The organism is Pseudomonas sp. LM13, from assembly GCF_041381355.1.
Classification (GTDB): Bacteria; Pseudomonadota; Gammaproteobacteria; order Pseudomonadales; family Pseudomonadaceae; genus Stutzerimonas; species Stutzerimonas frequens.
This window is the reverse complement of sequence record NZ_JACBXH010000001.1, coordinates 453,356-478,986: the sequence shown is the minus strand read 5'-3', so window position 1 is coordinate 478,986 and position 25,631 is coordinate 453,356. Positions and strand designations below refer to the sequence as shown.

The following is a 25,631-nucleotide window of genomic DNA, read 5'->3' as shown; positions in this document are numbered from 1 at the left end:
CCTTGCGTAGGGTGGAAAACCCGCGCAGCGGTTTTCCACCGCCAGGACCGACGACTCCCATGGCCAACGCCCGTCCCTATCGCGTCGCCCTCAACGGTTACGGCCGCATCGGTCGCTGCGTGCTGCGTGCCTTGTATGAGCGCGGCGCTGCCTTCGATTTCCAGTTCGTTGCCCTCAACGACCTGGCCGACATGGCCAGCCTGGAATACCTCACCCGCTTCGATTCCACCCATGGCCGCTTCCCCGGCGACGTCAGTGTCGATGGCGACTGCCTGCATCTGAACGGGCACTGCGTGAAGGTGCTGCGCGAGTCGACCCCGGAAGCCATCGATTGGCGGGCGCTCGACGTCGATCTGGTGCTGGAGTGCTCCGGCGCGTATACCAGCCGTGCCGATGGCGAGCGCTTCCTTGCGGCGGGTGTGCCGCGGGTACTGTTTTCCCAGCCGATGGCCAGCGCGGCGGATGTCGACGCCACGGTGGTGATGGGCATCAATCAGGGGCAGCTGACGGGTTCCGAGCGGCTGGTGTCCAACGCCTCCTGCACCACCAACTGCGGTGTGCCGTTGCTCAAGCTGCTCAACGATGCGGTGGGCATCGAGTTCGCCTCGATCACAACCATCCACTCGGCGATGAACGACCAGCCGGTGATCGACGCCTACCATCACGATGACCTGCGCCGCACCCGCTCGGCCTTCCAGTCGGTGATTCCGGTGTCCACCGGCCTGGCAAAAGGCATCGAACGCCTGCTGCCGGAACTCTCCGGGCGGATTCAGGCCAAAGCCGTGCGGGTGCCGACGGTGAACGTCTCCTGCCTGGACATCACACTGCAGACGGCGCGCGATACCGATGCTCAGACCATCAACAAGGTGCTGCGCGAGGCCGCCGAAAGCGGCCCGTTGCAGGGGTTGCTGGCCTACACGGAGTTGCCCCATGCCAGTTGCGACTTCAACCACGACCCGCATTCGGCGATCGTCGACGGCAGCCTGACCCGTGCCTCCGGCCCGCGCCTGGTGAACCTGCTGGCTTGGTTCGACAACGAATGGGGGTTCGCCAACCGCATGCTCGACGTCACCGACCATTACCTGCGCGTGGCCCATCGCCCGTAGCGGCACGCGCTTGCAACATCGCTGCTTCTCGACCTTAAGGAAGACCAACATGACCGTTTTGAAGATGACCGATCTCGACCTCCAGGGTAAGCGCGTGCTGATCCGCGAGGATCTCAACGTGCCGGTGAAGGATGGCGCGGTGAAGAGCGATGCGCGCATCCTGGCTTCGTTGCCGACCATCAAGCTGGCGCTGGAGAAAGGCGCCGCGGTGCTGGTCTGCTCGCACCTGGGCCGTCCGGAAGAGGGCGTCTACAGCGAGGAAGACAGCCTCAAGCCGGTCGCCGACTACCTGTCCAAGGCCCTCGGCCGTGAGGTGCCGCTGGTCAAGGATTACCTGGACGGTGTCGAGGTCAAGGCGGGTGAGCTGGTCCTGCTGGAGAACGTGCGCTTCAACAAGGGCGAGAAGAAGAACACCGACGAGCTGGCGCAGAAGTACGCTGCCCTCTGCGACGTCTTCGTCATGGATGCCTTTGGCACCGCTCATCGCGCCCAGGGCTCGACTCATGGCGTGGCCAAGTTCGCCAAGGTCGCCTGTGCCGGCCCGCTGCTGGCCGCCGAGCTGGACGCGCTGGGCAAGGCGCTGGACAAGCCGCAGCGGCCGATGGTGGCCATCGTCGCCGGCTCCAAGGTATCGACCAAGCTCGACGTGTTGACCTCGCTGGCCGACATCTGCGACCAGCTGATCGTCGGCGGCGGCATCGCCAATACCTTTCTCGCCGCGGCCGGCTACAAGGTCGGCAAGTCGCTGCACGAGGCCGATCTGATCGACACCGCCAAGGCCATCGCGGCCAAGGTTGCCGTGCCGCTGCCGGTGGACGTGGTGGTCGCCAAGGAGTTCGCCGAGAGCGCCGAGGCCACGGTCAAGGCCATCGCCGACGTCGCCGACGACGACATGATCCTGGACATCGGGCCGAAAACCGCGGCCATGTTCGGCGAGATGCTCAAGGCTTCGCAGACCATTCTCTGGAACGGCCCGGTGGGCGTGTTCGAGTTCGACCAGTTCGGCAACGGCACCAAGGTGCTGGCCCAGGCCATCGCCGTGAGCCCGGCGTTCTCCATTGCCGGCGGTGGCGACACCCTGGCGGCGATCGACAAGTACGGCGTGGCCGAGCAGATCTCCTACATTTCCACCGGTGGCGGCGCTTTCCTCGAGTTCGTCGAGGGCAAGGTGCTGCCGGCGGTCGAGGTGCTGGAACAGCGCGCCAGCTGATACCAATCGGGCAGCCAGTGTCGTCCTCGGTACTGGCTGCCCGCTGATGCAAGCGGCAACCCCGGCGGCTCGCCGTGGTCTTTGTTCTTATCGGAACAAGGAAAGGGGATTCCCCATGCGCTACATCGCTGTTGCCGTTTGTTGCCTGGGCCTGGCCGGTTGCGCCGGCAATTCACCGGATACCGCCTGTCAGGTGCTCGACCCGCCGCCGGTGCTCAGCCCGACCGCCGAGCATGATCAGCGCATGCAGATGCAGGCCACTGGCGATCCGACCGTCGTTACCCAGGGCGGACTGCAAGACTGTCCGGACTGATTTCGCCTCGAGGAGATGGAATGAACAAAGGCTTGCCCATGCTGCTCGCCGCGCTGCTGCTCGGCGGGTGCGGGCACTGGCAGTCCGGCCCGGACGCACCGTTCGTGCGCTGGAAGTGCCAGAGCCAGCAGCACATCGCCTGGCGCTATGCCAATGCCGAACGCAACGTCATCGATCTGAAGATCGGCGACAGCGAGCGGATTCATACGTTGCGCAAGGAACCTGCAACGCATGGCACTTTCTATAGCGATGGCGTAATCGCTTTCCATGACAGAGGCAACCAGGCGCTGGTGTATCGCGTCACCGATGACAAGGTGCTGGCCCACGGCTGCAGCGCATCGCTCATCAGCCTCTAGGCGACACGTTGCGAACGCCTCGCGGCTGCGGGGCACCAATTGAAAGCTGGCGGGACGCTGGCATTTGTCGCTCCCGCCTCTACAATGCCGCGCCCAGCGTGCGGCGCTTGAACAGCGTCGGCCACTGCGGCAGGCTCTACACGATCAAACGACCCAGACCGGGAGAAAGGAAAACATGGCACTCATCAGCATGCGCCAGATGCTCGACCACGCCGCCGAGTTCGGCTACGGCGTGCCGGCCTTCAACGTCAACAACCTCGAGCAGATGCGCGCCATCATGGAAGCGGCCGACAAGACCGATTCCCCGGTGATCGTCCAGGCTTCCGCCGGTGCGCGCAAATATGCCGGTGCGCCGTTCCTGCGTCATCTGATCCTGGCGGCGATCGAAGAATTCCCGCACATCCCGGTGTGCATGCACCAGGACCACGGCACCAGCCCGGACGTCTGCCAGCGTTCGATCCAGCTGGGTTTCAGCTCGGTGATGATGGACGGCTCGCTTCGCGAAGACGGCAAGACCCCGGCCGACTATGACTACAACGTTCGCGTCACCCAGCAGACCGTGGCCTTCGCCCATGCCTGCGGCGTTTCCGTGGAAGGTGAGCTGGGTTGCCTGGGCAGCCTGGAAACCGGCATGGCCGGTGAGGAAGACGGCGTTGGCGCCGAGGGCGTGCTCGATCACAGCCAGCTGCTGACCGACCCGGAAGAGGCTGCCGACTTCGTCGCCAAGACCAAGGTCGACGCCCTGGCCATCGCCATCGGCACCAGCCACGGCGCCTACAAGTTCACCAAGCCGCCGACCGGCGACACCCTGTCGATCCAGCGCATCAAGGAAATCCATGCGCGCATCCCGGACACCCATCTGGTGATGCACGGTTCCTCGTCGGTGCCGCAGGAGTGGCTGAAGATCATCAACGAGTACGGCGGCGAGATCGGCGAAACCTACGGCGTGCCGGTCGAGGAGATCGTCGAGGGCATCAAGTACGGCGTGCGCAAGGTCAACATCGACACCGACCTGCGTCTGGCCTCCACCGGCGCGATCCGCGAATTCCTGGCGAAGAACCCCAGCGAGTTCGACCCGCGCAAGTACCTGGCCAAGACCGTCGCCGCCATGCGCGACATCTGCATCGCCCGCTACGAAGCCTTCGGCACTGCCGGCAATGCCAGCAAGATCAAGCCGATCTCGCTGGAAGGCATGTTCCAGCGCTATGCCAATGGCGAGCTGGATCCGAAGATCAACTGATCGCTCGGACATGAAAAAGCCCGCTGATGCGGGCTTTTTCGTTTCTGCGCGCCGGCAGTACTCAGCTGGCGAGCAGTTCCTGGATCTGGCAGCGCAAGGTGTCCAGCGCGAAGGGCTTGGCCAGCACCGGTGCCGAGCGGGCGATGGGGCTGCCGGATTCGTAGATCTCGATGGGATAGCCGCTGATGAAGATCACCTTCAGCTCCGGCCGCAGCTTGAGTGCGGGCTCGGCGATCATCACTCCGGAGACATTGCCCGGCAGGCGGAAGTCGGTGACCAGCAGATCCAGATGCGGTTTGGTCGCCAGGATCTCGAAAGCCTTGGGCGCACTGTCCGCTTCCAGCACCTGATAGCCCTCGCTGGCCAGATAGTCCGAGAGCAGGCTGAGGATATGCGGCTCGTCTTCGACGAGCAGTACGATTTTTGGCAGGGCGTGATTCATGGTGGGTCTCGATGTTGCGTTACGTGCTGCATGCCCGCCCGTAGCAAGGAGCCGGACAGGGTTTCGACAGGTTACGCGCTGCAAGTTTCAGTCCTGCGGCTGAACGGTCGTCGTGTCGGCTGCCGCTGTGCGCTGGTGCACGCTTGCGATCATACTCGACGCTTTCAGCACTGCGCTCAATGTCGACTTTAGCTGGGGGCGCCTAGCTGGGGGCGCCTAGCTGGGGGCGCCTAGCTGGGGGCGCCCAGCTGGGAGCGTGTGGGCTGGCTCGCGGCGCCCAGCCGCGCTAGGGTTGCCCTTGATCATTCTTGCAGGAGAGACCATGAGCGACCCGTGGAGCGCGGCACAGCGCACGCTCGATCATTACCGAAGCAATGCACAGGCCTTTCGAGAGGGCACGCGCGAACATGACGTCAGCCAGAACATTGATGCCCTTCTGCGTCACATTCGGGCCGAGCCTCCCCTGCGCATCCTTGATCTCGGTTGCGGTCCTGGGCGCGATCTCAGGGCTTTCAAGGCGCGAGGGCATGTAGCCGTAGGACTGGATGGCACCGAGGCATTCGTCGACATGGCCCGCGCCGAGAGCGGCTGTGAGGTCTGGCAACAAGACCTCTTGCAGCTGCAGCTGCCGTCAGCGTCGTTCGACGGTGTATTCGCCAACGCGGTGCTGTTTCATGTGCCCAGCCGTGAGCTGCCCCGGGTGCTGGCGCAGCTGCACGAAACCCTGAGGCCGGACGGGGTGTTGTTCTGTTCCAATCCGCGCGGTCACAACGAGGAAGGATGGAGCGGCGACCGCTACGGCGTCTGGTACGACTGGCCTGCCTGGCGCCAGCGGTTGCTGGCTGCCGGTTTCACCGAACTGGAGCACTACTATCGTCCGGCCGGCTTGCCGCGTGCCCAGCAGCCCTGGCTGGCGAGCGTCTGGCGCAAGGCTTAGCGGTAGCGCAGGCCGCAGAATGCAAGCTGCGTCACACTTCATGTTGCGTTTTGCACGGTCGGATGAAATGTGAGTTTTACTTAACTCATTGTTTTATAAGAATAAAAATAATAATCCGCGATTGGCACGAACGCTGCTCCCGTAATGTTCGCTGGAACTTTACTGGAGTACAGAACAATGACCGCTGCACAACAATTCCTCACTGCCGCTTTCCCTGAGTTCGAAGTACTCACCGAGCCACGCCCGGATGGCGGCTTGCTGCTGACCCTGCGCAACGATGACCGCACGCTGGTCAAGCGAGCGCTGTCGAAGGGGCAGACCCAGACGAAGATTCAACTGGAGTGGGTCGTCAGCTCGGTTCGCCGGGATCTGGCGCTGGAGGCCGGGATGTCTCCATCCATCGCGCATCTGCAGAGCCAGAGCCGTACCGCACTGCCGACATACGAGTACGCCTGAGCTCCTACCGGCTGCCGCCCACGCCGCAGCCCTTCGAGCCGAACGTCGCGGTTCGGCTCCTTTGCCGTGAAGCTGAAGAGGACAACACATGAACGCCATCGACCTGCTGATTGAGGACCATGAGCGCGTGAAGGACCTGCTGACGCGCTTGACCGAGTCCACCGAGCGCGCCGTGAAGACGCGCACCGATCTGCTGAGCAAGCTGGAAATGGAAGTGACCATTCACACCCAGCTCGAAGAGCAGATCCTCTATCCGGCCTACAAGGAAGCGGGCGGCAAGGAAGAACTGAAGATGTTCCACGAGGCCAAGGAAGAGCATCGCGCCGTCGATTCGCTGGTGCTACCGGATCTCAAGGCCACCGACCCCGGAAGTGTGGAATTCTCCGGGCGCGCCAAGGTATGCAAGGAACTGCTCGAGCACCATATCGAGGAAGAGGAGTCGGAGATGTTCCCGCAGGCGCGAGAACTGTTCGATGCCAAGCGACTCGAGGAGATGGGTGAGCAGATGAGCCAGTTGCGCACCCGCTTGAAGAAGGAGATGGCTGGCAAGCAGGCCGCCTGATCCGTTCGCCTGGATACCGGGATCGCCCGACCCGGTATCCCGCGCTCCTAGCTTCCGAGCGGACCTTCGTCTTTGCTGACGTGCATCAATAATGCGACGAAGCGTCGCTGCTACCCTTGATGGCTTTATAGCATCAGCTGGCGCACTCACCACACTCAGCTGGCTGCAAGCCGGGTGTGGAGGTGTGGTTGGGCCAGCATCGACAGGGGCGGGCATGGAAGACGAGCTGAGGTCATTGCTGCATCGGGTTGGTCTGGGACTCGATCAGATCCTGACGCGTAAGCGTTTCCTACAATGGCAGACCGCTGATGCGCTGCGCCTGAATCGGCTCGCCGCGGACTTTGAACCGGCTCATCACGCCTTTATCGAGCGGCTCTATACGCATCTCGCCACGTTCGGCCAGCCAACGGTCATGCAGAACGATGGGGTCGGCCTGGCACGTCTCAAGCAGCGTCAGCAGGATTACTACCGGCGACTCTGGAACGGCCCGTACGAGCGTGATTACGTGCGCGACCGCCTGTTGGTCGGCCTGGTGCACCAGCGCGTCGGTGTCGATCTGGAATGGTATCTCGGCGCTTACCGGCTGTACCTGTCGGACATGCTGCGGGCCCTGTTGGGCGAAGGCGAGCAGCAGGCGGCCTATGACAGCCTGCTGAAGATCGTCTTCTTCGACATGATTCTGGCCATCGACACCTACAGCGCCGCTCAGCGGCACGCGGTGGAAGACAGCGAGGCGCGTCTGACCCGCGCCTTGCGTGGCTCCGAAGACGGCATCTGGGAATGGGACATCGAGCATGACCAGCTGCACCTGTCCGAGCGTTGGACCGCCATGCTGGAAATGCCGTCGCAGCCCGACTACACCAGCCGCGACTGGTTCGGGCGGGTGCATCCAGACGACTTGCCGGGCCTGCGCGAGGCCATCGCCGATCATCTCAACGGACACACCGCCTCGCTGACCCACGAGTACCGGGTGCGCACCGAACGCGGTGAATACCTATGGGTGCTGCTGCGCGGCGTCGCCGAGCGCTGCGAGCTGGGCACGCTGCGCCTGGCCGGTTCGCAGACTGACATCAGCGCACGCAAGGCGACAGAGGAATGCCTGCGGCATGCGGCGCGCCATGATTCGCTGACCGGGCTGGCCAACCGCCTGCACCTGGAAGAGCTACTCAAGGAGGTTCAGCAACGCCCGCATGGGCGTGCCGCCGCATTGCTCTTCGTCGATCTGGACCGTTTCAAGCTGATCAATGACAGCCTCGGACATGGCGCCGGCGACAAGGTGCTGGTCGAAGTGGCGCAGCGGTTGCTGCGCTGCCTGCGGCCGGGCGATCACCTGGCGCGTTTCGGCGGTGACGAATTTGTCGCCCTGCTCGGCGACCTGGCCTGCGAAGCCGACGCCGAGCGGGTTGCCCAGCGCATGCTGATTGCCCTGCGCGAGCCGCTGCAGCTGGGCGAGCGCACCCTGTCGGTCAGCGCCAGCATCGGCATCGCGCCGTTGCAGCGCGACGGGCAGGCACTCAACGCTTTGCAGGCGGCGGATCTGGCGCTGTACCGGGCCAAGAGCGCCGGCAAGGACCAGTTCGCCCTGTTCTGCGATGGTCTGCACAGCAAGGCGGCACGCCAGCTGGAACTCGAAAGCGCGTTGGCGCAGGCGCTGACCCGCCGCGAATTCACCTTGCACTTTCAGCCGATCTGCCGGGTGGTGGGCGATCAACCCTATCTGCTTGGCGTCGAGGCACTGTTGCGCTGGCGCTTCAATGACAAGGCGGTGGCGCCCAACGAATTCATTCCGGTGCTGGAGGAGTCGCGCGAGATCGTCCGGGTCGGAGAGTGGGTGCTGCGCGAAGCCTGCCGGCAGGTCCGCCGCTGGCAGCAGGCGGGACAGCCTCTGCTGTACTGCGCGGTCAATCTGTCGATACGTCAGCTGCAGCAGGTTGACTTCGCCGCGCTGCTGGCGCGCGTACTGCAAGAAACCGGGCTGCCGCCGCAGAGCCTGCTGCTGGAGATCACCGAGACGCTGCTGATGCACGACAGCGAGATGATGCTCAGTTGCCTGCGCGAGATCGCGGCGCTGGGCGTGCGCCTGGCGCTGGACGATTTCGGCACCGGCTACTGTTCGCTCGGCTACCTGAAGCGCTACCCGCTGCATGTCCTGAAGGTCGATCGCAGCTTCATTGCCGCGGCGCCGGCAGATACCGATTCGGTGGCGATCAGTCGGGCGATCATCGGGCTCGGCCAGAGCTTGGGCCTTGCGGTGGTCGCCGAGGGTGTGGAGCGTTGCGAGCAGGTGGTCTTTCTCGGCGCCGAGGGTTGTCGGACGATCCAGGGCTACTGGCTCAGCCCGCCGCGCCCGGCGGCGGAGTTGCAGCGGCTGTTCGACGGCGAGCGGTGTCTGGACGGCCTGTGGAGCCTGCGGCGTCCGGCGGCAGCGGAGCGCCTGTCAACTGAGGCCTTATCGGGCTGATCGAGCTGCGCTGCGGATAACCGACCAGGCGGGCAGGGCACTCTTGTGCCAAGACAGGGTCAACCTTCTGTGAATCTGATGATTCAAGCGATTGCCGGCCACCCGCCGGTTCACTCTGAAGGAGGTTAATCATGCGTCTTAGCTATCTGCTGCCCCCCGTGCTCGGACTTCTGCTGGTAGGTTGCGGTCCGGATGAAGACCGCGAGCGCGAGCCGACTCCGCCGCCGGCGACTACCGAGCAGCCTGCCGCGCCTTCCACCAACACCACCACGCCGCCTGCAGACACCGGCACTGGTACCGGCACCGCACCAAGCACCGGAACTGGCACCGGCACCGGCACTTCCGGCGGCATGGCAACCCCACCGGCCGACAACGGCAGCGGGCTGGGCACCGAGTCCGGTTCGGGCACCGCACCGAGCACTGGCACCGGCACTTCCCAGTAACCGCCGCGCATCTGATCCAGGCGCCTCCGCACATGCGGGGGTGCCCTCAACCGGAGACGAAGATGAAGCCGATACATGCGTTGGCCGGCGCGCTGGCTGCCCTCACATTGCTGGGCTGCTCGCCGGACGATGAAAGATCTGCCTACGACAACAACACCCGCAACCAGCAGGAATATCAGAACACCGCGACCGACCCGGCGGGGCCGCGGGAGATTTCGCCACCCTCCAACCGAACCAACGAGTAATCCGGGCGGCCTGCTCCGGCAGCGTCCGCTAGACGAACTGGCCGGCGGCGTGGCCGGATGCCCAGGCCCACTGGAAGTTGAACCCGCCCAAGTGGCCGGTAACGTCCAGTACCTCGCCGACGAAGTACAGCCCTGGCGACTTCTGCGATTCCATGGTCTTGGACGAAACTTCGCGGGTATCCACCCCGCCCAGCGTGACCTCCGCCGTCCGGTAACCCTCAGTCCCCGCGGGTACCAGCTGCCAGTCCGCCAGTTTGTTCGCGATCGCCTCCAGCTCACTGGGCCCGTATTGCTTCAGCGGTCGGGAGTCAAACCAGTGCTCGCACAGCAGCCCGGCCATCTTGCGCGTGAAGACTTCGCCGAGCAGCGTTTTCAGTTCGATGTTCGGCCGTTCCTGCTTCTGCGTCACCAGCCATTCGCCGAGCTCGAGATGCGGTAGCAGATTGATGTGCACCACGTCGCCTGGCTGCCAGAACGACGAGATCTGCAGGATCGCCGGTCCGGACAGGCCGCGATGGGTGAACAGGATGTTCTCGCGAAAGCTCTGCCCGTTGCAGCTGACCAGGCAATCCTCCACCGAGGTGCCGGACAGTTCGCTACAGATGGTCTTGAGTTGCGGGTCGGTGATGGTGAATGGCACCAGCCCTGCGCGGGTCGGCAGCACGTTGTGGCCGAACTGGCGGGCGATCTGGTAGCCGAAGCCGCTGGCGCCGAGGGTCGGGATCGACAGCCCGCCAGTGGCAATCACCAGCGACTGGCAGCGCACCGCGCCAATGCCGGTCTGCAGCGCATACCCCTGATCGAGCCGCTCGATCGCTGTCACGGCGGTGTCCAGGCGCAGATCCACGCCGGCCTGCGCGCATTCGTCCAGCAGCATCTCGAGGATGTCGCTGGACTTGTTATCGCAGAACAGCTGGCCGAGCTTCTTCTCGTGATAGGGCACGCCGTGGCGGCTGACCATCTCGATGAAGTCCCACTGGGTGTAGCGCGCCAGCGCCGACTTGCAGAAGTGCGGGTTGCTGGAGAGGAAGTTCGACGGCTCGGTATAGAGATTGGTGAAGTTGCAGCGCCCGCCACCGGACATGAGGATCTTCTTGCCGGCCTTGTTGGCGTGGTCCAGCAGTAGCACCTGGCGGCCGCGCGCGGCGGCGGTAAATGCACACATCAGGCCGGCGGCACCGGCGCCGATTACCACCACGTCAGTCTGCACCACTGTGTTACCTCGCCGGAAAACGCGCGATGGTACTCCGCTCGCGGTTTCGCTGCAGCCAGGCATCCGACGAGGCGCCGACGTCAATCGACCTGCGTTGTGTTCTGATGAGCTGATAGCTCTTTGCCAGAGGGGCGGGTGGGCGTGATGGCCATGCGACGATTGATCGGACTGATGCTGCTGCTGGCAAGCGCTTCGCTGCCGGCCGAAGTGCTTCGTCTGGCCGGCAACGTCTGGCCGCCCTATACGGACAAGAGCCTGCCCGGCGAAGGGCTGTCCGTCGAGCTGATCCGTACCGCGCTGGAACGCGGGGGCTACCGGGTCGAGTACATCGAGGTGCCCTGGGAGCGCGCACTGTTCGGCCTGCGCAGCGGCAGCTACGACATGGTCAATGGCTGGCCGACGCTCAAGCGCGTCGACTACACGCTGAGCTCCCGCCCCTTTCTGATCAACCGGATGCGCTGGGTCCAGCGACGCGGAAGCGGCTTTCGCTATGACGGCCTCGATAGCCTGATCGGCCATCCGATCGCCTTGAGCCGGGGCTACATGTACAGCGACGAACTGGACGACAATGCGCGGTTGCAAAAGGGCTACGCTGCCAGTTTCGTCCAGGCGGCGGCGATGGTGCTTGCCGGCCGTGTCGACCTGACGCTGGAGGACGAGCGCACCGTGCTGTTCCATCTCGAGCGCGAGCTGGGCCATGAGCGGGATGAACTCTCCTTCGTCCCCGGCGAGTTCAGGCGGGCCGGGCTGTCCTTGGTGGTGCGCAGCGACCACCCGCAGGCGACTGACGTCGTGGCGACCTTCGAGCGCGAGATCGCCGCGATGGTCGAGGACGGCAGCTACGCGGCGATCTTTCGCCGCCACGGCATGCCCGCCCCGGAAGCTTTGCCCCGGTACTAGCGCTGCGCCGGCTGCTGCTTGATCAGGTGCGCGGCCATGCTGCGCAGCGGCGCCAGCTGACGGCAGATCAGCCCGAGCTGGGTCTGCACCAGGCGATGGGCATCGTCCATCTCCTCCGGAGTCTGTTCGAGCTGCTGCGCCAGCGCTTCTTCCTCTTCGCTGTAGATGGCCACCGGCTTGTTCTGTGCCAGCGCCGTGGCCAGGTCGTCGAGGCTCGCCGCCAGCTGCTCCGCGGCGCGCTCGAGCAGCGCATCGCTGGCATCGTCAGGCAGGCTTTCGCGATGGGCGCCGAGGCCGGACAGGTAGTTCAGCAGGGTGTGCGAGAGGATCAGAAAGCGAAAGCCGGTCTCGGCATCCTTGCGGAAGTGGCCGGGCTCCAGAAGCATGTTGGAGAGGGTGGTCGACAGCGCGGCATCGGCGTTGTGGGCGTTGCGCCGGGCCAGGCGGTAGGCCAGGTCGTCGTGCTTGCCACTGTCGTACTGGCGCATGATCTGGCGCAGGTAGTCGCTGTTGCAGCTGAGGGTGTTGGCGACCACCTGGTTCAGACGCCGGCCCTGCCAGTCCGGCAGGATCAGGAACACCGCGGCGGCGGCGATCAGGCTGCCGAGCAGGGTATCGAACAGGCGCGGCCAGATCAGCCCGTAGCCATCGCCGACCTGGTTGAAGCAGAACAGCACCATCAGCGTGATCGCGGCCGTGGCCAGGGTGTAGCGCGTGCTGCGGGTGGCGAAGAACACCACTCCGGCGACCACGGCGAACAGTGCCTGCACCGGCTGGCTGGGGAACAGATCGAACAGCGCCCAGCCGACCACCAGGCCGAGCACAGTGCCGCTGATGCGCTGCACCAGCTTGATCCGGGTAGCGCCATAGTTGGGTTGGCAGACGAATACGGTGGTCAGCAGCACCCAGTAGCCCTGCTCGGGGTGGATGGCGTGCAGCGCGGCGTAACCCGCGACCAGGGCGATGGCCATGCGCAAGGCGTGGCGGAACAGCAGGGAAGTGGGCGTCAGCTGCAGGCGGATGCGGTTGAATGCCTCGCGCAGCGTCTGCGGCTGGCGATCCAGCAGGCTGCTGTCCTGCGTGCCTTCCAGCGCGGCGGGGTCGCTGGCACTGGCGAGCTGGCGCTGCAGGGTGGAGAGGTTGCTCGACAGCGCACGCAGCGAGCGCAGCAGGCCGCGCCAGGCCGGGTTGTTCTGCTCGCGCAGGTGCTCCAGCGACGCCTGCAGGTCCTCCAGTGCCTGGGCATTGGCCTCGCTGTAGCGAAACGTCTGGCGCAGCTGGATGGCCTCGCCGAGTTCGGCGCAGGCACTGGCCTGCAGACGCAGCAGGCGCTGGCAGCGAAACAGCACGTCGCTGTGGAAGAAGGCTTCGGCGAGGGCCTGGTAAGGGTAGTGCGAAGAGCTGACCCGCTCGTGCAGGTCCTGGGCGAGGAAGTACAGCTTCAGGTAGTGATTGATCTTGCTGCCGGGGCGGCCGCTGCCCAGGCGGTGCAGCAGGGTTTCCTTGGCCGCATTCAGAGCGCTGACCACCCGGCCGTTCTGCTGCGCCAGCTCGAGCCGGCGCTGTTCGACGTCCAGCTGGCGCACCGGTTCGAACAGCGCTGCCTTGTAGCGGAAGTACAGGCCCAGCTCGCGATACAACCGCGCCAGGCTCTGCTGCACCGGCTGATGGGCGAACAGCGCGTTCCAGCATACCGACAGCAGGCCATACCAGGCGGCGCCGGCCACCAGCAGCAGTGGGTCGCGCCAGAACTGCTGCAGCTCGCCGTTGCGCTGGTCGGCGGCGATCATGCTGTAGATGGAGAGGATCAGCGTGGCCTGGGCGATCGCGCCGTAGCGTTCGCCGAGCGCGCCGAGCATGACCAGGGCGAAGGTGGACAACGCCAGGCCGGCAACGAACAGCCACGGATAGGGAAACAGCAACTCGACGGCGATCGCGGCGATGCTGAAGCACAGCAGGGTCACCAGCAGCGCGCTGAGCCGGCCCAGCCAGCTGTCGTCGGTCTCCGCCAGGGCGCTGGCGATGATGCCGAGGAACAGCGGGATGATCAGCGACGGCTGTCCGAGGTACCAGCTCAGGCCCATGCTGCCGGCCATGGCGATCAGCACGCGCAGGCTGTAGCCGAACTTCTCCAGCGCCCAGAGGCGCCGCAGTGACTGGCGGAACGAGGGTTGCGGCATCTATCGGTCCATCAAGGTGGCAGCGGATTGGACGGTCGCGCTCTTGCGGCTGTCACGGTAGCGATCTTGCTTTGCAAGTCCCATTCCCTTGATGGCCGTATGCGTGTCTCGTCTTCGCCGTGCACTGCGGTACGGTTCTACAGTTGTCTCACCTTCAGCGAGCGGCCCTTGATCTTGCCATCGTTCAGGCGCTTGAGGGCCTGCCTGGCGACAGTTCGTTCCACTGCGACAAAGGCCTGGAAATCGAAGATGGCGATCTTGCCCACCTGACTGCCCGAGATGCCGGCGTCGCCGGTCAGGGCGCCGAGGATGTCGCCGGGGCGCAGCTTGTCCTTGCGCCCCGCGGCGATGCACAGGGTCACCATGGGTGGCTGCAACGGTTCCCCGGACTGCGACTTGAGCGCATCCAGTGGCTGCCAGTTGAGTGGTGCTTGCTGCAGATTCTCGATGGCCTGCGCACGATGGGCTTCGGCCGGCGCCACGAGGCTGACCGCCAGGCCCTGCTTGCCGGCCCGTCCGGTACGGCCGATGCGATGCACATGGATCTCCGGATCGCGCGCCAGCTCGACGTTGATAACCAGATCCAGCGCCTCGACATCCAGGCCGCGCGCGGCAACATCGGTTGCCACCAGCACCGACAGGCTGCGGTTGGCGAACATCGCCAGCACCTGGTCGCGGTCGCGCTGTTCCAGATCGCCGTTGAGCGCTGCCGCGGAAATGCCTTTGCTGGTCAGCTGCTCGACCAGCTCCTGGCATTGCTGTTTGGTAAAGCAGAACGCTACGCAGCTCTGCGGTCGAAAGGCGCTCAGCACGCGCACCACGGCAGTCATGCGTTGCTGCGGATCGATTTCATAGAAGCGCTGTTCGATCTGGGTGTCGTCATGCAGCGCCTCGACCCGTACCTGCTGCGGGTCGCGCATGAAGGTGGCCGACAGTTGCTTGATGCCGGCCGGGTAGGTGGCCGAGAACAGCAGCGTCTGCCGCCTGGCCGGCGTCTGTCCGATGATTTCGGCGATGGCGTCGTAGAAGCCCATGTCCAGCATGCGGTCAGCTTCGTCGAGGACCAGCGTGTTCAGGCCGTCGAGCTTGAGTGTGCCTTTCTTCAGGTGCTCCTGCACGCGTCCCGGCGTGCCGACGATCACGTGGGCGCCATGCTCGAGCGAGGCGATTTGCGGGCCGATGGAGACCCCGCCGCAGAGGGTGAGGATCTTGATGTTGTCCGCAGCCCGCGCCAGCCGGCGCAGTTCCTTGGCCACCTGGTCGGCCAACTCGCGGGTCGGGCACAGGACCAGCGCCTGACAGCCGAAGTAGCGCGGGTTGATCGGGTCGAGCAGGGCGATGCCGAAGGCGGCGGTCTTGCCGCTGCCGGTCTTGGCCTGCGCGATCAGATCCTGGCGCTTGAGCATGATGGGCAGACTCTGCGCCTGGATCGGGGTCATCGCCGTGTAACCGAGCGCTTCGAGATTGGCCAGCATGGCCGCGGAGAGGGGCAGCGAGGAAAAGGCGGTACTGGTCACGGAAAGAATCTTCGGCAAGGAATCGACCGGCAGTCTAACAGGCGCTACTGAAACGCGCGGCGCGCATGGGCGCTTCGGTAGACGGAACCCTGGAGGTGACACCTGATCGAAAACTACCCAATCGCTCTAAGCAGGAGGTTGTTTTGTCTCGTGTGCTTTTCCTCGCTGGGTTGCTGGCACTGCCCGCTTTTGCAGCCGAGCCCACGCTCTATGGACGTTACGAACGAATCAAGATCGAAGAGATCGGCAAGATCCTTCCGGCCAAGATGGACACTGGCGCAATGACGGCCTCGCTGTCGGCCCGTGATATCGAGCAGTTCCAGCGCGACGGCGAGGACTGGGTGCGGTTCCGCCTGGCCGTGGATGGCGCCGATGACACGCTCTATGAGCAGCGCATGCTGGGCGTCAGTCGGATCAAGACCCGTGCCGAGGAAGCCGGCGACATCGATCCGGGAAGCGAGCCGCCGCGCGCCGAGCGTCCCATCGTCGGCATGCAGCTGTGCATTGGCGACCAGCTGCGCGAGGTCGAGGTCAACCTCACCGACCGCAGCCATTTCAGCTACCCGCTGCTCATCGGCGCGGAAACCATTCGCGACCTGAACGCCGCGATCTACCCGACCGAACGTTACACGGCGGGCCAGCCGACCTGCTGAGCGCGCCGCCGTGCGTCAGCCTTGGGCCTGCGCCTCGCCTCGCAGTGCTACGGCGGGCCCAGGCCGTACCGGGCCGGGGTCCGCCCCTCCATTCACGGCTGGTCTGCCGTTCACTGGCCGGCGGTGCGCATGACTAGCTAGCAGTCGTGCCATGGTGCGCTGCGGATTGTCTCGGCCCGACTCGAGCAAGTGCAATGAATCGGCAATACATTAGTGCTAATTAATGGCGTGATCTGGCGTGGAATTAATTAACTTATTTAAGTGGGATCGCTATAAGTTAATTAATTCGTTGTGTCTGTTTGTATTGCATTGCCCGTGTATTGTTCTGCTCTGCCGTTGTCTTTCAAATATATATAACGGTTGGTAGTTTGGTGACCGGTTAGTCGCGTTTAAACCGGCCGTTGCCGGCCGCCAACCTCATCCGTACGGCTGCTGGCGGACCGCTGGCAAGGAGATGGGCGGCGGTCTGGATCGAAGGTTAGCGCCCGCCTGATGGCAAAATGCTGGTGGCGAACGCGGCGTCTTCGCAGGCTCTGGCGCAGTGCCCGGTCGCCGCTCGGGGTTGATTGTCAGACTAAAGTCGGGGCTTTCATTCTATAAGGCACCTTTGTTAGATTCAGCATGTGGTTTTCTCTCACTCGCAATAACAATAAGGCGGAGAACGTCAATGGCCGACAACGATAAAGAAAATGCTGCTGCGTACTGGAAGGCGAATGTTCGCCTCATAACATGGAGCCTCGTGGTCTGGGCTCTGGTCTCTTATGGCTTTGCCATTCTCTTGCGTCCCCTGCTTTCCGGGATCCCCGTCGGGGGTACGGATCTAGGCTTCTGGTTTGCTCAACAGGGTTCCATCATCACGTTCATTGCGATCATCTTCCACTACGCGTGGCGGCTGAACAAACTGGACAAGGAATTTGGGGTTGAGGAATAAGCCATGAGCCAATATTGGATCAACATGCTGTTCGTGGGCGCCTCGTTCCTGCTCTATATCGGGATCGCGGTCTGGGCTCGCGCCGGGTCAACTAAAGAGTTCTATGTCGCTGGTGGTGGTGTTCACCCGGTAACCAACGGTATGGCAACGGCGGCAGACTGGATGTCTGCGGCCTCCTTCATTTCCATGGCCGGTCTGATCGCTTCCGGCGGTTATGCCACTTCCGTGTACCTGATGGGCTGGACCGGTGGTTACGTGCTGCTGGCGATGCTGCTGGCGCCGTACCTGCGCAAGTTCGGCAAGTTCACCGTGCCGGACTTCATCGGCGACCGTTTCTACAGCCGTGGCGCTCGCCTGGTAGCTGTCGTCTGCCTCATCCTCATCTCCGTTACCTACGTAATCGGCCAGATGGCTGGTGCTGGTGTGGCGTTCTCCCGCTTCCTGGAAGTGAGCAACTCCGCCGGTATCTGGATCGCTGCTGCCATCGTGTTCGCCTACGCGGTATTCGGCGGCATGAAGGGCATCACCTATACCCAGGTGGCGCAGTACGTGGTTCTGATCATTGCCTACACCATCCCGGCCGTGTTCATCGCCATGCAGCTGACTGGCAACCCGATCCCGATGCTCGGGATGTTCGGCACTCATACCGAGTCCGGTATGCCGCTGCTCGACAAGCTGAACCAGGTCGTTACTGACCTTGGCTTCGCCGCCTACACCGCTGACGTCGACAACAAGCTGAACATGTTCCTGTTCACCCTGTCGCTGATGATCGGTACTGCTGGTCTGCCGCACGTCATCATCCGCTTCTTCACCGTACCGAAGGTGGCTGATGCCCGCTGGTCCGCTGGCTGGACCCTGGTCTTCATTGCCCTGCTGTATCTCACCGCTCCGGCCGTTGCCTCCATGGCGCGTCTGAACCTGGTCAACACCATTTATCCGGAAGGCCCGCAGGCCGAAGCGATCCGTTATGAAGATCGTCCGCAGTGGGTGCAGACCTGGGAGCAGACTGGTCTGATCAAGTGGGAAGACAAGAACGCCGACGGTCGTGTGCAGATGTACAACGACGCCAACGCCGCCTTCACTCCGACCGCTACCGAGCGTGGCTGGAACGGCAACGAGCTGACCGTGAACAATGACATCATCGTTCTGGCCAACCCGGAAATCGCCAACCTGCCGAGCTGGGTCATCGGTCTGATCGCTGCGGGTGCTATCGCTGCTGCGCTCTCGACCGCTGCGGGTCTGCTGCTGGCGATCTCGTCTGCCATCAGTCATGACCTGATCAAGACACTCATCAATCCGAAGATCAGCGAGAAGAACGAAATGCTGGCAGCCCGTCTGTCCATGACGGCAGCGATTCTGCTGGCCACCTGGCTGGGTCTGAATCCACCGGGCTTCGCCGCGCAGGTGGTGGCGCTGGCATTCGGTCTGGCGGCAGCGAGCCTGTTCCCGGCGCTGATGATGGGTATCTTCTCCAAGCGCGTGAACAGCAAGGGTGCTGTCGCCGGTATGCTGGTTGGTGTGGTAAGTACCGCCGTGTACATCTTCCTGTACCTCGGCTGGTTCTTCATCCCTGGCACCGCAAGCATCCCGAACACCCCTGATCAGTGGTGGATGGGCATCTCCCCGCAGGCCTTCGGTGCCGTGGGCGCGATTCTGAACTTCGCTGTTGCCTACGTCGTTTCGATGGCCACCGAGGCTCCGCCGCAGGAGATTCAGGATCTGGTCGAGAGCGTTCGTACCCCTAAGGGTGCTGGCGTTGCACTTGATCACTAACTGATAATGCAGCCGGACGTCAGACCTGCTCTGACACAAGGTTGAGGTAGAAGTCGGGCTTCCAGTTGGAAGCCCGATTTTTTTAGGGGAGTCGTATATGTTCTGGCATCTAATCGCGGCAATCGTCGCAGGTGTGGCGGGAGCCGGTATTGGCCTGCTGCTGCGCTCACTGACGCGTAAGCGACTGCCGAAATGGATCATTCCCGTCTGCGCCGGTCTGGGAATGCTGAGTTACACCATCCATTACGAGTACACCTGGTTCGAAACCACGCAAGCGCGCCTGCCGGAAGGATCGCTGGTGGTCAGGAGCGAAGAGGGCGAAATGCTCTGGCGCCCATGGACGATGATCTATCCGATGCCGTTGGCCTATACCGTGCTGGACGGTGCGAATGCCCAGGTACAGGACACCACTCAAGGCCGTCTCGGCCGCTTCGTGCTGTACCGTTTCGAGAAGCAACACCTGACGTCGGTCGTGAAGAGCGCCAGCTATCAGCTGATCTGCAGCGAGAGGGCCATGTTCAGGCTCAACGATGCCGGAGAGGCCAAGGTCGAGACGCTGACCGAGCTGGAAAGCGATTCACCGCTGTACCAGGCCATCTGCGAACGTGACCGCTGACGGGATATACCAGCAGAGCCAGGCACCACGCACCGGCCGCCGGTGTTCGGTGCCTGCCACGGCGTGGCGCGAATCGGAGCGGGCCGAAGTCCGCGTGACCGAGGCCACCTGCCGCCACGTCGCGGCGCGGTCGTGGCATCAGATCGAGTTGAACGCCGCCTTGCGTGCGCGCTGCCAGCATCTGAGTCGCTGAGCCAGTTCGTCGAAACGCTGGAGTCCGGTGCGCTGCGCGCGATTCAGCAGGATCAGGGCGATCTCAGCTGTAGCCATGGCGTCGGCTGCGGCATTGTGGCGTTGCGGAATGTGGATGTTGAAGTAACCGAGCCAGTGGTCCAGCCCGCCGCGATGAATCATCGCTTCCGGAAACAGCATGGGCGCCAGATCGGCTACATCGAGAAAGCTGTGTTCCAGGTTATAGCCAAGCTCCTGTTTCAGCGCGCGGGCCAGCATGCGCTGATCGAACGGGGAGTGAAAGGCCAGGATGACGCTGTCGCCGGCGAACTCCATGAAGCTCAGCAGAGCCTCTGCCGGCGGCAGGCCGCTGGCCAGTTCGCTGGGCGCGATGCCATGGATCAGTACGCTTTCGTTTACCTTGACCTGGCGGCAGAGCGTGCATTCGAACTGCTGGGAATAGGCGATGGCGCCGTTCTCGATTACCACTGCGCCGATGGCGATCACCAGGTCGCGCTTGAGATGCAAGCCAGTGGTTTCCAGATCCAGGACGACCAGCCGTTGCTCGCGCAGAGGCACGGCTTTGGGAGGAGAAGGCCGCTGCAGCTCGGCAACGCGCTGTTGCTGCTCCAGGGAAAGTTTCGGCCCGCGTGGGTTGAACCAGAACATACTCATAGCTGATAGCGCACCGCGAGACTGGCCTGTAGACGCTGGGCCTGACGGAAGGACTCCCGCAGGATCCGGCGATCGAGCACGTTGAGCGTATCCGGGTCCAGGCGGTTGGAATAGGGCAGTCCGTCGCGTGCCTGCTGCTGGTGGTGCTGCATGCGGGTCTGCTGAATGAAATGATAGGCCTCTTCGTAGGCCGCACCGTCCTTCTTTTCGATCACGCCCTTTTCGACCAGTTTGCGCAATCGTTCGAGCGTGTTGCAGTTGCCGATGCCATTGCTCAGCGCCAGTAGCCGTGCACCATCGACGAACGGCGTCAGGCCCTGCACCTTGAGGTCCAGGGTGTCCTTGCCGTCGCCTTTGCGGGCCACCACGAAGTCACGGAAGCGGCCGACCGGTGGACGATGGCGCAGGGCGTTTTCGGCCATCATGCGCTGGAACAGACTGTTGTCGCCGATCTCCTCGAGCAGGTCCTGGCGCAGTTGCTCGCAGCCCTCGGAAGGGCCCCAGATGCTGCGCAGATCGAAATAGATGGTGCTACCGAGCAGGTTTTCCGGCGTCGCCTCACGAACGAACGAGCTGAAGCGCCGACTCCATTCCTGTCGCGACAGGCACAGCTGCGGGTTGCTGGCCATGATGTTGCCTTTGCACAGGGTAAAGCCGCAGGTATCCAGGTCGCGGTTGATCCGCTCGGCCAGCGGCAGCAGCCGGCCGCGGATGTGCGCAGCCTCGGCGGCATCGGCGGCCTCGAAAAGCATGCCGTTGTCCTGGTCGGTGTGCAGCGTCTGCTCCTGTCGACCCTCACTGCCGAAGCACAGCCAGGTGAACGGAACGCCCGGATCGCCCATGTGCTTGATCGCCAGCTCGATGACGCGGCAGACGGTGTGATCATTGAGCAGGGTGACGATGCGGGTGATCTGCGTCGATGACGCGCCATGGGCGAGCATGTTGTCGACCAGCTGGCGAATGCGGCTGCGGATGACCACCAGTGCATCGACATGATCGGCATGCCGAATCGTCTGTGCCAGGTGCACCAGGTCGACCCGCTGCAGGGAGAACAGGTCGCGCTCAGAGATGACGCCGCGCAGCAGCCCGTTATCGACGACGCAGACATGGGCGATATGCCGCTCGGTCATGGCGATCGCCGCGTCGAAGGCGGTGGCGTCGGGTGGCAGATAGAACGGATCGTGCGTCATGAACTGCGAGATCGGCTGGCTCAGATCGGTGGTGCCGGTGCCGATGGCGCGACGCAGGTCGCGCAGAGTGAAGATGCCCTGGGGGTGCAGCGCTTCATCGACGATGACGATGCTGCCGACGTTCTCCTCCTGCATCATCGCCACCGCTTCGTTGAGCGGCCGGGTCGGCAGGCAGGACACCGGGTGATGCAGGGCCAGCTCGCCAATGCTGGTTTCTAGCGAGAAGTTCTCACCGAGGCTTTCCACCGCACGCATCTGCGCCTGCTGGTTGACCAGGTCGAGCAGGCTGCTGACGCCGCGTATGGCGAAGTCGCGAAACACGTCGGAGCTGGAGACCAGCTTGACGAAGGCAGGCTTGTTCAGCAGGAAACAGAAGGTGTCCTCGGCCGCCAGGTGCGCGGTACGGGTGGCTCGCTCGCCCATCAGCGCGGCCATCGGGAAGCATTCGCCGACGATGACCTCGAAGGTGGTGTCGGTGCCGCGCTTGGCGGTATGCGGGCGCTGACCGTGAACGCGGCCCTGCTTGACGATATAGAAGTGCTGTACCACACCGTCCTCGGGCGAAATGATGCAGTCGCCCTCGGCGTAGAAGCGCAGCTCGCAGTTCTCCACCAGGTAAGCCAGATGGGCTGGCTCCATCTGGTTGAACGGGGCGTACTTGCGCAGAAACTCCATGGTTCCATGGATGTTCTGCAGTACAGCCGTCTTCCCTGCCTGGGAGAAGGCGTCGGGTGTGCTCATGTTTGGCTTCCACTTTTTATTAATGGTGGGCTGCGGGTCGGCCAGACCCAATTGGACGTAAGTCTAGTCAGCGCGGACGCTAGGAAAGCTGATCGGGATCAGCCTCGTGTTTCGAGCTGTTGCGATGAATTTCAGGCATAAGAAAGCCGGCCACTGGGGCCGGCTCCTTTGCTTCGTCATCGAACTCAGGGCAGGGTGAACAGCACCTTGACCGAGCCATTTACCGCCGAGGCGTCGACGTAGCCGATGGCGTCGGCTTCGGCGGCGACCTTGGCCACCACCGCCGCGTCGTCAGCGACGCTGGGCAGGGGCTGGCCCTTGCCGGTGAAGATCAGACCCGACCAGTAGGACTTGAGCTGCGACTCGTTCTTGCTGGTCACGCCGGCGTAGAAGGCTTCCTTGGCCGGGTTCCAGCCCGCCTGGTCGACGCCCTTCATGGACTTGTCCTTGCCCAGGAAGATGTTGGCTACTTCCGACTGCGACGGTGCCTTGGCCGCGGCCGGATTGACGATCACGGCCACTTCGGCCTGCGCCAGGGAAGCCAGGCCGAGCAGCATGGCAGCGCCGAGGGTGCGAATGGATGCTTTCATCTGGACGCTCCTCAGAATACGAAATCGACGCCGACGGAGACGATGTCGCCGTCGTAGTTGCGGGCCAGGGCGCCAACCGCACCACCGCTCAGGTCGTAAGCGGCGTTGTCGAACACTTCCTGAGCATTGCGGGTGAATACGCCGTCGTAGCCATTCTTGGTGTCGACGCGCTTGTATTCTCCCTTGATCACCACGGTCGGTGCGGCCTGGTAGTTCAAGCCCAGGGTCCAGGAGCTCTGACGGCCACCGTTGTCGTCCAGCTGTGCGTAGGTGACATGCGGCAGGAAGTCGCCGAAACGACGGCCGCCCATCAGGTAGAAGGAGTCGATCGCTTCCATGTCATCGTTCTCGATCATGCGCGAGGTCCACTCGTTGCTGCTGACCCAGGTGCCGTTGTCGTACTGGTAGCCGATCGAAGTGAACTTGCCTTTTTCCTTGTCCAGATCCAGCAGGCTGAGGGTTCGCATCGTGCCGCCGCCAACATCCACCGTGCCGCTGATATCGGTGGTGATATCCGCCTCGACATAGCCGATGCGCAGCGTGCCGAAGTCGTTGCTGGCCAGGCTGACGCTGGCGCCGAACAGCTTGCCGTAGTCGATATCGAACTGCTCGTCGTAGGCGTAGTAGTCGCGGTTTTTCGCCTGGCCGCCGGCGAGCTGGAAGGTGACCGAACCGTACGACAGCGGCATGGTGTAGACCGCATCGACGCCTTCGTAGTTGGTCACCTGAACCTGGCTGTAGACCTCGTCGGGCAGGCGCAGCCAGGGTTAGCTGTAGCCGACGTCGAGGCTTTCGGAATACATGTAGACCGGGCTGCGCAGACGGCCGGCGCGGAGCATCAGGCGGTCGTTGGCCTGCAGCGACAGGTAGGCCCATTCCAGGTTGGCTTTCCACTCGTCCTGCTGTGCCTTGGCTGTGGCCTGCACGGTCACGCCCAGGGTATCGGTGATGCCGTAGCTCAGCTGGGCACCGAACTTGGACAGCTGATCGCCGCGCCAGGAATCGTTGGTCTGGCCCTGGACGCCATAGCTGCGACCGTCATCTTCGCCGCCGAGATGGGTGAAACCGACGGTACCGAAACCGTTGAAGCGATGTTCACCCTGTTCCAGGGCAAAGGCAGGGGTGGCGGTCAGGCAGACAGCTGCCAGACCGGCGACACGAAGTGCAGTCATTGGATGCTCCAAAAAATCGTTAAACACGGAATTGGCTCGTAGCCGCGCGCAGGTGGTCTCCGGTACTCACCAGTTGTTCGCCAAGGCGGGCGGTGGCTTCGGCGCCGTTTGCGGTTGCTTGTGCGTCCTGCTGCAACACTTGGGTTTCTTGTCTGATGGAACTCGACAGGCCGATCTGCTCCTGTGTGAACTGGGCGATGCCGGCGTTGAGTTCGTCGATCTGGTTGACCGTGCCAGCGATGGCTTCCAGCAGCTGCGTGGCTTCGATGGAACGCTCGATGCTGGCGCGGGATTTCTCGCCGTTGCTGGTCATCACGTTGAGCACGGTGTTGGCGCTGTTCTGCAGGCGCAGGATGATCTGTTGGATCTCGGCGGTGGAGGCAGCAGTCTTCTGTGCCAGATTGCGCACTTCGTCGGCGACCACGGCGAAGCCGCGACCCTGCTCGCCGGCGCGGGCGGCCTCGATGGCGGCGTTCAAGGCCAGCAGGTTGGTCTGTTCGGCAATGCTGCGGATCACGGTCAGTACCGAGCCGACTTCCTGGGTTTCTTCCTCCAGCTGTTCCATGGCCTTGACCGCGCCCATCACGCTGTCGCCCAGGTCGTTGATGCCGGTCGACAGACTGCCGACGTGCTCGCGTGCGGTCGCCGCCTGGCGCGCTGCGGAATTGGCCTCGTCGGACGCCTGCTGCGAGCGCTGCGCGACTTCCTGAATGCTGCTGGTCATGGTCAGGATGTCGCGGCTGATCGAATCGGTGTGGTGCTGTTGCGACTTGGCGTTTTCCTCCGAGCCCTGGGTGAGCTGGTAGAGGTCCTTGGAGACCTGGCCCAGCGGGGCAGCGGCATCGATGATCTGGCGGATGGTGCGCTGCAGTTTGTCGAGGAAGCTGTTGAACAGCTCGATCATGGCGCCGATCTCGTCGTTGGATTCGATGTTCACCCGCTGGGTCAGATCGCCGTCACCGCGGGCGATCGACTGCAGCGAAGCGATCACGCCGCGGATATTGACCATCACGCTGCGGATGACCAGCCAGGCGCCGAGGCTGACCAGAATCACCAATACCAGGCTGAGGATGATGCCCAGTCGCGTGGTGTTGGCGTTGGCTTCGCGGGTCTCTACCAGGGTCTGCTGGAAGCTGTCGTAGGCCTGCGCGCGGAAATCGCTGCCCAGCTTCTGCGCCTGCGCCAGATCGCTGGCCATGCGATCGAGGCTCGGACGCAGATCATCGAACGAGGCGCTGCCGTCGATCAGCTTGCTCGAGGCGGCGAGCGCATTGTCGGCATAGTCGCGCACGGCCTTGCGCCAGTCACCCAGGGCCTGCTGCTGCTGGCGCTGATCGCTCAGCAGCGACGCCAAGGCCTGCTGCTGGCTGTCGATCTGCTGCAGCACGTCGCGCGCTTCGTCAAGAATGCCCGGCTCGCCCGCCGCCACTGCATTGTTCAGCAACGCCGGCACGCGGGAGAACTGGAAGATCACCGCGTCGGCCTTTTCCAGGGTTGGGTAGCTGCGGGTCTCCAGCAGGACCAGGCGCGAGTCGGTC

General features: G+C 63.6%; 23 protein-coding genes and 2 pseudogenes. 16 read left to right on the top strand and 9 right to left on the bottom strand.

The window, feature by feature from the left end:
• Positions 1–59 precede the first annotated feature (59 nt).
• The 5 genes from epd to fba all read left to right on the top strand — a co-directional run bounded on the left by epd (position 60) and on the right by fba (position 4,225).
• Entirely contained in the window at positions 60–1,106 is a 1,047-nt protein-coding gene (gene epd, locus HZR81_RS02180; RefSeq protein ID WP_500127205.1) for an erythrose-4-phosphate dehydrogenase, read from the top strand.
• 49 nt (positions 1,107–1,155) lie between these two features.
• Positions 1,156–2,316, top strand: coding sequence for a phosphoglycerate kinase (locus tag HZR81_RS02175; RefSeq protein WP_500127204.1), 1,161 nt, complete (start codon positions 1,156–1,158; stop codon positions 2,314–2,316).
• Positions 2,317–2,431: 115 nt separating this feature from the next.
• A complete protein-coding gene (locus HZR81_RS02170) occupies positions 2,432–2,629 on the top strand; it encodes a hypothetical protein (RefSeq protein WP_013984292.1) in 198 nt (65 codons plus the stop codon).
• A 20-nt stretch (positions 2,630–2,649) separates the two neighbouring features.
• Positions 2,650–2,985, top strand: coding sequence for an MliC family protein (locus HZR81_RS02165; RefSeq protein ID WP_063540728.1), 336 nt, complete (start codon positions 2,650–2,652; stop codon positions 2,983–2,985).
• A 175-nt stretch (positions 2,986–3,160) separates the two neighbouring features.
• On the top strand, positions 3,161–4,225 hold the full coding sequence (fba, locus tag HZR81_RS02160) for a class II fructose-bisphosphate aldolase (protein ID WP_133455413.1): 1,065 nt from the start codon (positions 3,161–3,163) through the stop codon (positions 4,223–4,225).
• Between the two features lie 61 nt (positions 4,226–4,286).
• Here the strand turns inward: fba and HZR81_RS02155 are convergent, their stop codons facing one another.
• Entirely contained in the window at positions 4,287–4,667 is a 381-nt protein-coding gene (locus HZR81_RS02155; RefSeq protein ID WP_011914922.1) for a response regulator, read from the bottom strand.
• 322 nt (positions 4,668–4,989) lie between these two features.
• On the opposite strand from HZR81_RS02155, the gene HZR81_RS02150 reads away from it, so the two are divergent.
• From HZR81_RS02150 to HZR81_RS02125, 6 genes are all read left to right on the top strand, one after another.
• A complete protein-coding gene (locus tag HZR81_RS02150; protein WP_500127203.1) occupies positions 4,990–5,604 on the top strand; it encodes a class I SAM-dependent methyltransferase in 615 nt (204 codons plus the stop codon).
• 177 nt (positions 5,605–5,781) lie between these two features.
• Positions 5,782–6,060 carry a DUF3509 domain-containing protein gene (locus HZR81_RS02145; protein ID WP_063540732.1) on the top strand — a complete coding sequence of 93 codons (279 nt, stop codon included), beginning with the start codon at positions 5,782–5,784 and terminating at the stop codon, positions 6,058–6,060.
• An 88-nt stretch (positions 6,061–6,148) separates the two neighbouring features.
• Positions 6,149–6,622: a PA2171 family ribosome-binding persister protein gene (locus tag HZR81_RS02140; protein ID WP_063540733.1), complete on the top strand. Its 474-nt coding sequence runs from the start codon at positions 6,149–6,151 to the stop codon at positions 6,620–6,622.
• Positions 6,623–6,836: 214 nt separating this feature from the next.
• Entirely contained in the window at positions 6,837–9,083 is a 2,247-nt protein-coding gene (locus HZR81_RS02135) for a putative bifunctional diguanylate cyclase/phosphodiesterase (protein ID WP_500127202.1), read from the top strand.
• A gap of 131 nt (positions 9,084–9,214) precedes the next feature.
• The gene (locus HZR81_RS02130) at positions 9,215–9,526 is read left to right on the top strand and encodes a hypothetical protein (protein ID WP_500127201.1); all 312 of its coding nucleotides are present in this window, start codon (positions 9,215–9,217) and stop codon (positions 9,524–9,526) included.
• Between the two features lie 62 nt (positions 9,527–9,588).
• The gene (locus tag HZR81_RS02125) at positions 9,589–9,771 is read left to right on the top strand and encodes a hypothetical protein (RefSeq protein WP_102838861.1); all 183 of its coding nucleotides are present in this window, start codon (positions 9,589–9,591) and stop codon (positions 9,769–9,771) included.
• A 28-nt stretch (positions 9,772–9,799) separates the two neighbouring features.
• Here HZR81_RS02125 and HZR81_RS02120 read toward each other — a convergent pair whose 3' ends face one another.
• Positions 9,800–10,984, bottom strand: a complete 1,185-nt coding sequence (locus tag HZR81_RS02120) for a BaiN/RdsA family NAD(P)/FAD-dependent oxidoreductase (protein ID WP_500127200.1) — start codon at positions 10,982–10,984, stop codon at positions 9,800–9,802.
• 135 nt (positions 10,985–11,119) lie between these two features.
• Between HZR81_RS02120 and HZR81_RS02115 the strand changes: the two genes are divergently transcribed.
• Positions 11,120–11,884: a substrate-binding periplasmic protein gene (locus HZR81_RS02115; protein WP_500127199.1), complete on the top strand. Its 765-nt coding sequence runs from the start codon at positions 11,120–11,122 to the stop codon at positions 11,882–11,884.
• On the opposite strand, the gene yccS is transcribed toward HZR81_RS02115, so the two are convergent.
• Positions 11,881–14,064 (bottom strand): YccS family putative transporter, encoded by a 2,184-nt coding sequence (gene yccS / locus HZR81_RS02110; RefSeq protein ID WP_500127198.1) that lies wholly within the window; start codon positions 14,062–14,064, stop codon positions 11,881–11,883. The two genes, HZR81_RS02115 and yccS, sit on opposite strands and share 4 nt — an antisense overlap.
• Before the next feature lie 137 nt (positions 14,065–14,201).
• Entirely contained in the window at positions 14,202–15,581 is a 1,380-nt protein-coding gene (gene dbpA / locus HZR81_RS02105; RefSeq protein ID WP_500127197.1) for an ATP-dependent RNA helicase DbpA, read from the bottom strand.
• A gap of 143 nt (positions 15,582–15,724) precedes the next feature.
• Here dbpA and rloA2 point away from each other — a divergent pair, with 143 nt between their 5' ends.
• The 4 genes from rloA2 (at position 15,725) to HZR81_RS02085 (ending at position 19,554) form a co-directional block, all read left to right on the top strand.
• A complete protein-coding gene (gene rloA2, locus HZR81_RS02100) occupies positions 15,725–16,234 on the top strand; it encodes a retropepsin-like aspartic peptidase RloA2 (protein WP_500127196.1) in 510 nt (169 codons plus the stop codon).
• A 667-nt stretch (positions 16,235–16,901) separates the two neighbouring features.
• Complete coding sequence (locus HZR81_RS02095; protein WP_063540741.1) at positions 16,902–17,165, top strand: DUF4212 domain-containing protein; 264 nt, start codon at positions 16,902–16,904, stop codon at positions 17,163–17,165.
• A 3-nt stretch (positions 17,166–17,168) separates the two neighbouring features.
• Positions 17,169–18,938, top strand: coding sequence for a sodium:solute symporter family protein (locus tag HZR81_RS02090; protein ID WP_316958589.1), 1,770 nt, complete (start codon positions 17,169–17,171; stop codon positions 18,936–18,938).
• A 97-nt stretch (positions 18,939–19,035) separates the two neighbouring features.
• Entirely contained in the window at positions 19,036–19,554 is a 519-nt protein-coding gene (locus tag HZR81_RS02085; RefSeq protein ID WP_102838855.1) for a hypothetical protein, read from the top strand.
• Between the two features lie 138 nt (positions 19,555–19,692).
• Here the strand turns inward: HZR81_RS02085 and HZR81_RS02080 are convergent, their stop codons facing one another.
• The 5 genes and pseudogenes from HZR81_RS02080 to HZR81_RS02060 form a co-directional block, all read right to left on the bottom strand.
• Positions 19,693–20,400, bottom strand: a complete 708-nt coding sequence (locus HZR81_RS02080) for a 3'-5' exonuclease (protein ID WP_110778869.1) — start codon at positions 20,398–20,400, stop codon at positions 19,693–19,695.
• Positions 20,397–22,331, bottom strand: a complete 1,935-nt coding sequence (locus HZR81_RS02075) for a putative nucleotidyltransferase substrate binding domain-containing protein (protein ID WP_110778870.1) — start codon at positions 22,329–22,331, stop codon at positions 20,397–20,399. Before HZR81_RS02075 ends, HZR81_RS02080 begins: the two co-directional genes overlap by 4 nt.
• A gap of 185 nt (positions 22,332–22,516) precedes the next feature.
• Positions 22,517–22,921, bottom strand: a complete 405-nt coding sequence (locus HZR81_RS02070; RefSeq protein ID WP_125867189.1) for a phosphate ABC transporter substrate-binding protein — start codon at positions 22,919–22,921, stop codon at positions 22,517–22,519.
• Between the two features lie 11 nt (positions 22,922–22,932).
• A pseudogene (locus HZR81_RS02065) lies at positions 22,933–24,093 on the bottom strand (hypothetical protein).
• 19 nt (positions 24,094–24,112) lie between these two features.
• A pseudogene (locus tag HZR81_RS02060) lies at positions 24,113–25,381 on the bottom strand (methyl-accepting chemotaxis protein); the annotation flags it as partial.
• Between the last annotated feature and the right edge of the window lie 250 nt (positions 25,382–25,631).

Excerpts from the sequence above, each read along its gene's own strand:
- epd (WP_500127205.1), top strand. The coding sequence starts at position 60 with ATGGCCAACGCCCGTCCCTATCGCGTCGCCCTCAACGGTTACGGCCGC.
- HZR81_RS02175 (WP_500127204.1), top strand. The coding sequence starts at position 1,156 with ATGACCGTTTTGAAGATGACCGATCTCGACCTCCAGGGTAAGCGCGTG.
- HZR81_RS02170 (WP_013984292.1), top strand. The coding sequence starts at position 2,432 with ATGCGCTACATCGCTGTTGCCGTTTGTTGCCTGGGCCTGGCCGGTTGC.
- HZR81_RS02165 (WP_063540728.1), top strand. The coding sequence starts at position 2,650 with ATGAACAAAGGCTTGCCCATGCTGCTCGCCGCGCTGCTGCTCGGCGGG.
- fba (WP_133455413.1), top strand. The coding sequence starts at position 3,161 with ATGGCACTCATCAGCATGCGCCAGATGCTCGACCACGCCGCCGAGTTC.
- HZR81_RS02155 (WP_011914922.1), bottom strand. The coding sequence starts at position 4,667 with ATGAATCACGCCCTGCCAAAAATCGTACTGCTCGTCGAAGACGAGCCG.
- HZR81_RS02150 (WP_500127203.1), top strand. The coding sequence starts at position 4,990 with ATGAGCGACCCGTGGAGCGCGGCACAGCGCACGCTCGATCATTACCGA.
- HZR81_RS02145 (WP_063540732.1), top strand. The coding sequence starts at position 5,782 with ATGACCGCTGCACAACAATTCCTCACTGCCGCTTTCCCTGAGTTCGAA.
- HZR81_RS02140 (WP_063540733.1), top strand. The coding sequence starts at position 6,149 with ATGAACGCCATCGACCTGCTGATTGAGGACCATGAGCGCGTGAAGGAC.
- HZR81_RS02135 (WP_500127202.1), top strand. The coding sequence starts at position 6,837 with ATGGAAGACGAGCTGAGGTCATTGCTGCATCGGGTTGGTCTGGGACTC.
- HZR81_RS02130 (WP_500127201.1), top strand. The coding sequence starts at position 9,215 with ATGCGTCTTAGCTATCTGCTGCCCCCCGTGCTCGGACTTCTGCTGGTA.
- HZR81_RS02125 (WP_102838861.1), top strand. The coding sequence starts at position 9,589 with ATGAAGCCGATACATGCGTTGGCCGGCGCGCTGGCTGCCCTCACATTG.
- yccS (WP_500127198.1), bottom strand. The coding sequence starts at position 14,064 with ATGCCGCAACCCTCGTTCCGCCAGTCACTGCGGCGCCTCTGGGCGCTG.
- HZR81_RS02095 (WP_063540741.1), top strand. The coding sequence starts at position 16,902 with ATGGCCGACAACGATAAAGAAAATGCTGCTGCGTACTGGAAGGCGAAT.
- HZR81_RS02090 (WP_316958589.1), top strand. The coding sequence starts at position 17,169 with ATGAGCCAATATTGGATCAACATGCTGTTCGTGGGCGCCTCGTTCCTG.
- HZR81_RS02085 (WP_102838855.1), top strand. The coding sequence starts at position 19,036 with ATGTTCTGGCATCTAATCGCGGCAATCGTCGCAGGTGTGGCGGGAGCC.
- HZR81_RS02080 (WP_110778869.1), bottom strand. The coding sequence starts at position 20,400 with ATGAGTATGTTCTGGTTCAACCCACGCGGGCCGAAACTTTCCCTGGAG.
- HZR81_RS02075 (WP_110778870.1), bottom strand. The coding sequence starts at position 22,331 with ATGAGCACACCCGACGCCTTCTCCCAGGCAGGGAAGACGGCTGTACTG.
- HZR81_RS02070 (WP_125867189.1), bottom strand. The coding sequence starts at position 22,921 with ATGAAAGCATCCATTCGCACCCTCGGCGCTGCCATGCTGCTCGGCCTG.